Annotated in this window: 5 protein-coding genes and 1 pseudogene; 4 read left to right on the top strand and 2 right to left on the bottom strand. The window is 65.9% G+C overall.

Going from position 1 to position 6,774, the window contains the following annotated elements; genetic code table 11:
- Nucleotides 1–740 (bottom strand): annotated as a pseudogene (locus tag HC022_RS16140) (urea ABC transporter permease subunit UrtB); the annotation flags it as partial.
- Nucleotides 741–818: 78 nt separating this feature from the next.
- Nucleotides 819–2,108 (bottom strand): urea ABC transporter substrate-binding protein, encoded by a 1,290-nt coding sequence (gene urtA, locus HC022_RS16145; protein WP_089962764.1) that lies wholly within the window; start codon nucleotides 2,106–2,108, stop codon nucleotides 819–821.
- A 473-nt stretch (nucleotides 2,109–2,581) separates the two neighbouring features.
- Between urtA and HC022_RS16150 the strand changes: the two genes are divergently transcribed.
- The 4 genes from HC022_RS16150 (at nucleotide 2,582) to HC022_RS16165 (ending at nucleotide 6,621) form a co-directional block, all read left to right on the top strand.
- The gene (locus HC022_RS16150) at nucleotides 2,582–4,006 is read left to right on the top strand and encodes a circularly permuted type 2 ATP-grasp protein (protein WP_167453116.1); all 1,425 of its coding nucleotides are present in this window, start codon (nucleotides 2,582–2,584) and stop codon (nucleotides 4,004–4,006) included.
- A gap of 17 nt (nucleotides 4,007–4,023) precedes the next feature.
- On the top strand, nucleotides 4,024–4,977 hold the full coding sequence (locus HC022_RS16155; RefSeq protein ID WP_167453117.1) for an alpha-E domain-containing protein: 954 nt from the start codon (nucleotides 4,024–4,026) through the stop codon (nucleotides 4,975–4,977).
- Entirely contained in the window at nucleotides 4,974–5,816 is an 843-nt protein-coding gene (locus HC022_RS16160) for a transglutaminase family protein (protein WP_167453118.1), read from the top strand. Before HC022_RS16155 ends, HC022_RS16160 begins: the two co-directional genes overlap by 4 nt.
- An 82-nt stretch (nucleotides 5,817–5,898) precedes the next feature.
- Nucleotides 5,899–6,621, top strand: a complete 723-nt coding sequence (locus HC022_RS16165) for a peptidase (RefSeq protein ID WP_089962768.1) — start codon at nucleotides 5,899–5,901, stop codon at nucleotides 6,619–6,621.
- Nucleotides 6,622–6,774 lie beyond the last annotated feature (153 nt).

The following is a 6,774-nucleotide window of genomic DNA, read 5'->3' on the forward strand; positions in this document are numbered from 1 at the left end:
TCGGTCAGCTCGTCGCCGGGGGTGAGGGTGCGGGCGACGTTCGCGTCTGCGGGGAGTTCCACAGCCACGCCGGAGCGGGTGGTCAGGATCTGGTTCAGCACCGCACGGATCTGCACCGAGAGCCCGCCGGACAGCGCCTCGATGGCGGCTATGCGCTCTTCGGGGGTGTCGCCGAAGGTGGCGGCGAGCATGCCGGCGAGATCTTCCTTGCGGGCACGCAGCGCGTCGTCGGGCTCGTCCCCGATGGAGGCGCGCAGCGGCTCCAGCTGCTCGGCCTCGGGGCTGCGGGCGATGGCGTCGAGCGCTGCGGTGCGGCGGACGATGTCGGGATCGGAGAGCTGGAACTGCACCAGCGCGGTGGCGATCACCCGGCGCACGCCGCCGTTGGGGCGGATCTGTTCGAGATCGCCCGAGGGCGCGGTGCCGGCCGGCTCGCCGGTGGAGATGTCGATGAGGGCGAAATCGGAGCCGTCCTTCTTCGCGTAGAAGAATAGCCCGTCGGTGGTGCGGCGGTAGACGCCGCGGTCGGCCCAGTGCTCGAGGAAATCGGGCGCGCTGTCGAGGCCCGAGGCCGCGAGGGTCTCGATCACCTCGCTCACGCTGCGGCGGCCGGGATTGGCCACCTCGTCCGCATTGGTCTGGAGGATCGCCTGCAGGTCCTGCTCCTGAGCCGCGGCGCGGGGCGCCGGCAGGCCAAGGCAGAGGATCAGCGCGAGGGCGGGGAGGAGCGCGCGCAGCATGGGCAGCCTTCGATGAAACGACGGAGAATCGGATGCGGCGGGCGCAATGAACGCGCGCCCGCCGCGGATCGGGTCAGATCAGTAATTGGACTGGATCTGCACGCAGGTCTTGGTCTCGGTGTTGTACATGCCGCACTCGAGATCCTTCCAGTCGGACTCGAGCACTGCCGATTCCGGCAGATAGTCGGTCCAGGCATCGCCCGGGACCGGGTCGGTCTCGGAGATGATGTCGAACTGGCCGTCGGCGCGGATCTCGCCGATCAGCACCGGCTTCGAGAGGTGGTGGTTCACGCCCATCACCGCGGTGCCGCCGGTCAGGTTCGGGAACTCCTGGCCCCACATGGCCGAGCGCACGGCGTCGACGTCGGTGGTGCCGGCCTCGGTGGCGGCGTTCACCCACATGTTGAAGCCGATGTAGTGAGCTTCCATCGGGTCGTTGGTGACGCGCTTCTCGTCGCCGATGAACGCGTGCCATGTCTCGATGAACTCGGCGTTCTCGGGGGTGTCGGCGGACATGAAGTAGTTCCACGCGGCGAGGTGGCCGACGAGGTTCGAGGTGTCGAGGCCCGAGAGCTCTTCCTCGCCCACCGAGAAGGCGACGACAGGGATGTCGTCGGCCGAGACGCCGGCGGCGGCGAGCTCCTTGTAGAAGCCGATGTTGGCGTCGCCGTTGATGGTCGAGATCACGCCGACCTGCTTGCCGTCCTCACCCAGCTTGACCACGTCGCTGACGATGGTCGCCCAGTCGGAATGGCCGAAGGGGGTGTAGTTGACGAAGATGTCCTCGGCCGCGATGCCCTTGGACTTCAGGTAGGATTCCAGGATGTTGTTGGTGGTGCGCGGGTAGACGTAGTCGGTGCCCAGCAGCGCGAACTTCTCGACGCCGAGTTCGTCGAGGAAATAGTCCACCGCAGGGATCGCCTGCTGGTTCGGCGCAGCGCCGGTGTAGAACACGTTCTTCGAGCTTTCCTCGCCCTCGTACTGCACCGGGTAGAAGAGCAGGCCGTTCAGCTCCTCGATCACCGGCAACACCGACTTGCGCGACACCGAGGTCCAGTTGCCGAAGATCACGTCGACGTTGTGCACGGTCAGCAGCTCGCGAGCCTTCTCGGCGAAGAGCGGCCAGTCGGAGGCCGGGTCGACCACCACCGCCTCGAGCTCGCAGCCCAGCAGGCCCCCCTTGTCGTTCTGCTGCTGGACGAGCATCAGCATGGTGTCCTTCAGGGTGGTCTCGGAGATCGCCATGGTGCCGGAGAGCGAGTGCAGCACGCCCACCTTGATCGGGCAGGTCACGTCCTGCGCCGAGGCCGCGCCCGCGGCGATGAGAGCCGCAGCGGCCACACCCGAAAACTTCAGTGATTTGATCATGGATGTCACTTCCCTTGTGCGCGGCGTAATCCTCCCGTCGCCGCCCCGACGTCCGGTCGGGCGGTAGAGACAGGACTGCTCGCCGCTTCGCTTTTTTATGTCGCCTGGATCGCCGTCGGATCGGGCCGTCGGTCGATCTTGGCACCCCCGTTATGCGCCAAATCCGTGGCGCTGCTTTTGGTTAGCCGAGCCGCGAAACGCCGCCACGTCAATTCCGGCGGCTCCGAGAAGGCGTTGTGTTTTTGCCTGTTGCGTAAGCGAAAATTATGACCGAAGATCAAAACTTGGGCGGAGGGGTGCATTCCGGCCATGGCTGCCATGCGTTTGGGGTGGTTCCGGGGCCGGATTGGATTCGATCCTGAGCCTGCCCAAGGAATGGGCGCAGACGCATTCGGGCACCAAATTTTTTCTCTCGGGGACTTTCACTTGTGGCAGGAAAGTTGGAGTTTGAGGCGCAGAGCGAAGGGAATACCATGAGCGCCAAGCTAGCCAGCATCTTCAATGAAATGATGAACGGCGGAGACGTTCGGACCGCCTATCAGAACCTAGAAAAATGGTATCGCTCCATGCCCTCGGAGCTTCGAAGCCTGAAGCAGACCGAGGCGGAGTCGCTGTTCCGGAGGGTGGGCATCACCTTCGCGGTCTACGGCGAGGGCGGCGATCCGGAGCGGCTCATTCCCTTCGACATGTTCCCCCGGGTCCTCACCGCCGAGGAGTGGCGAAAGCTCGACAAGGGCATCCGCCAGCGGGCCGCCGCGCTCAACGCGTTCCTCTGCGATGTCTACGGCCGACGCGAGATCATCCGGGCCGGGCGCATCCCCGAGCACCTCGTCACCAACAACGAGGCCTACGAGAAGGCCGCCATCGGCTTCATGCCGCCGCGCGGGGTGTTCAGCCACATCGTGGGCGTCGACCTCGTGCGCACCGGCCCCGACCAGTTCTACGTGCTCGAGGACAATTGCCGCACGCCCTCGGGTGTCTCCTACATGCTGCAGAACCGCGAGATCATGATGCGCATGTTCCCGCAGCTGTTCATGGAGAACCGCATCGCGCCGGTGGACGGCTACGCCAACGCGCTGAAGAAGACTCTGGCCTCGGTCGCGCCCAAGAAGTGCATGGCCGAGCCCAACATCGTCATCCTGACGCCGGGCCAGTTCAACTCGGCCTATTACGAACACAGCTTCCTCGCCGACCTCATGGGGGTCGAGCTGGTCGAGGGGCAGGATCTCTTCGTCGAGGGCGATTTCGTGTGGATGAAAACCACCGAGGGCCCCAAGAAGGTCGACGTGATCTACCGCCGGATCGACGACAGCTTCCTCGATCCGCTCTGCTTCAAGCCCGAATCCATGCTGGGCGTGCCGGGGCTGATGAACGTCTACCGCTCGGGAGGCGTGACAATCTGCTCGGCGCCGGGCGCGGGCGTGGCGGACGACAAGGCGATCTACACCTACGTCCCCGAGATGATCCGCTTCTACCTTGGCGAGGAGCCGGTGCTCGAGAACGTCCCGACCTGGCAATGCGCCAAGAAGGACGACTGCAAATACGTGCTCGAACACCTGCCGGAGCTGGTGGTCAAGGAGGTGCACGGCTCGGGCGGTTACGGCATGCTGGTCGGTCCCAAGGCCGACAAGTCGACGATCGAGGCCTTCGCGGCCAAGATCCGCGACAAGCCCGACAATTACATCGCGCAGCCCACGCTGGCGCTCTCGGCCTGTCCGACCTTCGTGGAGGAGGGCATCGCGCCACGCCACGTCGACCTGCGGCCCTACTGTCTCGTGGGGGAATCGATCGGGCTGGTGCCGGGCGGCCTCACCCGCGTGGCGCTGACCGAGGGCTCGCTGGTGGTGAACTCGTCGCAGGGCGGGGGCGTTAAGGACACCTGGGTCTTTTCAGAATAAGGGCGGAGAATAAGATCATGCTTTTCCTCACCGCGGAACACCTCTACTGGATGGCGCGCTATCTCGAGCGCGCCGAAACCACCGCCCGCCTGCTCGAGGTCGGCGCCCGAAACGCCTTGCTGCCCGATGCCTCGGGCGGCTACCGCAACGACTGGGAAGCCGTGCTTCAGGCCAAGAGCACGCTCGAGGAGTTTCGCGACAAGTACGGCGAACCCAACCAGCGCAACATCGAGACCTGGCTGTTCTTCGATGCCGACAACCCGTCCTCGGTGCTGTCCTGCATCAATGCCGCGCGCGAGAATGCCCGGGTGGTGCGCACGGCGCTCACCTCGCCGGTCTGGGACGCGATCAACACCGCCTTTCAGGAACTGAAGCAGCACCAGCGGACCGAGCGCAGCAAGCTCGACATGACCGACCTAACCGAGTGGACGGTGCGCAACTGCCACCTCGTGCGGGGCTGCGTCCTTGCCACCCAGCTGCGCAACGACGGCTACGAGTTCATGGGGCTCGGCAACTCGCTCGAGCGTGCCGACAACACCGCGCGGCTGATCGATGTGAAATACTACGTTCTGCTGCCGTCGCTGTCCTACGTGGGCTCGGGGCTCGACCAGAGCCAGTGGGCGCTGTTGCTGCAGTCGATGACCGCGCAGCGGGCCTTCAACTGGACCTACAGCGGCGAGATCACCGCACAGAAGATCGCACACCTGCTGATCCTCAACCGCAAGTTCCCGCGCTCGCTGCTGTCCTGCGTGCAATGGAGCTGCGACCATCTCGACAACCTCGCGGCGCTCTACCAGACCGGCACGCGGGCGCAGGAGGTGGCGCACCGGCTGCTCGAGGATCTCGACCGGGCCACCGTGGACGACATCTTCGACGAAGGGCTGCACGAGTTCCTCGCGCGCTTCATGGCGCGCAACGCGGGGCTCGCGACCACGGTCCAGGACGTCTACCTGAACGGGATACCGGCATGAGACTGAGCGTTCGTCACACCACCCGCTATCGCTTCGACCAGCCTGTGCGCGGCGTCGCGCAATCGCTGCGGCTCTGGCCCGCCGACTGCGCCTCGCAGAAGGTGCTGTCGTGGGGTGTCACCACCGAGGGCGCTCTGCGCGGTGCCGAATTCACCGACGGCGCCGGCGACCGCACCGCGCTCGCAAGCTGGCGCGGCCCGCTCGACGAGCTGACCGTCGTGGTCAGCGGCGAGGTCGAGACCGTCGATCTCTTCGGCGTGCTGCGCGACCATCGCGAAAAGGGGCCGGCGTCGCTCTACCTGCGTTCGACCTGGCATACCCGCGCCGACCAGGCGCTGCGCGAGCTCTCGCTCGCGGCGCTCGACGGCATGAAGACCGCGACCGATCTCGACCGTGCCCACGCGCTGGCGCGCGCGGTGGGCGAGGCCATCGCATACGCGCCCGGCGAGACCAGGGCCCACACCACCGCGGCCGAGGCGCTGACCGGCGGCAAGGGTGTGTGTCAGGACCACGCCCACGCGCTCATCGCCGTGGCCCATGTGGCGGGCATCCCGGCGCGCTACGTCACCGGCTACCTGCATGCGGACGAGGACAGCGCGGCGCACGAGGCAAGCCACGCCTGGGCCGAGCTCTTCGTGCCGGATCTCGGCTGGGTCGGTTTCGACGCGGCCAACGCCTGCTGCCCCGACGAGCGCTACATCCGGCTCGGTTCGGGCTACGACGCGCAGGATGCGGCGCCAATCCGCGGGGTGGTGCAGGGCAGCACGCCCGAGGAACATCTCGAAGTCGAGGTCATCGTGACGGCCGAAGGCGGGCAGCAGCAACAGCAACAGTCCTGAGCCACGCCCTTCGTCCCCATTGCCGGGGGGGACCGGGGTCTCTATAGCCGTTGCGGGGCGGTGTGACCTAAGGGATTCGGAAATGACCTATTGCGTGGGTTTGCTGCTGGACGCGGGCATCGTGCTCCTGTCCGACACCCGTACCAACGCCGGGCTCGACAACATCGCGACCTATCGCAAGATGTTCCTGTTCGAGGAGCCGGGCGAGCGCGCCATCGGCATCATGACCGCGGGATCGCTCTCGATCACCCAGACCACCATGGCACGGCTGACCGACGCCATCGAGGAGGGCGACAGCCCGAAATCCATCATGCACGCGCCGACCATGCTGCAGGTGGCCGAGATCGTGGGCGGCATGCTCTCGGACGTGACCTCCGAGGTCTCGGCGAAGATGGAGCGGATGAGCCAGAACGCAACCGCCTCGATGATCGTCGCCGGGCAGCGCAACGGCGGCCCGATGCGCATGTTCCTGATCTATCCCGAGGGCAACTTCATCGAGGCCACCGCCGACACGCCCTTCCTGCAGATCGGCGAGCACAAGTACGGCAAGCCGATCCTCGACCGGGTGATTGCGCCGGGTACGTCGCTCGCCGATGCCGAGAAGGCGGTGCTGCTGTCGATGGATTCGACGCTGCGCTCGAACCTGAGCGTCGGCATGCCGCTCGATTTCGCGGTGATCGAGGCCAATTCCCTCGAGATCAGCCGCCGGCGCCGCATCGAGGCCGACGACGAGGGCTTCTCGCGGATGAGCGCGGCCTGGTCCGAAGCCCTGCGCAACGCCTTCCAGCAGATCGACCCGATCTGATCTGATTTGGCGTCGGCGCGGCCGGCCTGATCGAACGGGCCTTTACGACGATCCCGTCGCATCACATCCTCCAAAGCCAAAGCCAAAGCCAAAGCCAAAGCCAAAGCCAAAGCCAAAGCCAAAGCCAAAGCCAAAGCCAAAGCCAAAGCCAAA

The organism is Salipiger sp. HF18 (assembly GCF_011806505.1).
Taxonomy (GTDB): Bacteria; Pseudomonadota; Alphaproteobacteria; order Rhodobacterales; family Rhodobacteraceae; genus Salipiger; species Salipiger thiooxidans.

Coding starts and splice junctions, on each gene's coding strand:
- urtA (WP_089962764.1), bottom strand. CDS start 2,108: ATGATCAAATCACTGAAGTTTTCGGGTGTGGCCGCTGCGGCTCTCATC.
- HC022_RS16150 (WP_167453116.1), top strand. CDS start 2,582: ATGAGCGCCAAGCTAGCCAGCATCTTCAATGAAATGATGAACGGCGGA.
- HC022_RS16155 (WP_167453117.1), top strand. CDS start 4,024: ATGCTTTTCCTCACCGCGGAACACCTCTACTGGATGGCGCGCTATCTC.
- HC022_RS16160 (WP_167453118.1), top strand. CDS start 4,974: ATGAGACTGAGCGTTCGTCACACCACCCGCTATCGCTTCGACCAGCCT.
- HC022_RS16165 (WP_089962768.1), top strand. CDS start 5,899: ATGACCTATTGCGTGGGTTTGCTGCTGGACGCGGGCATCGTGCTCCTG.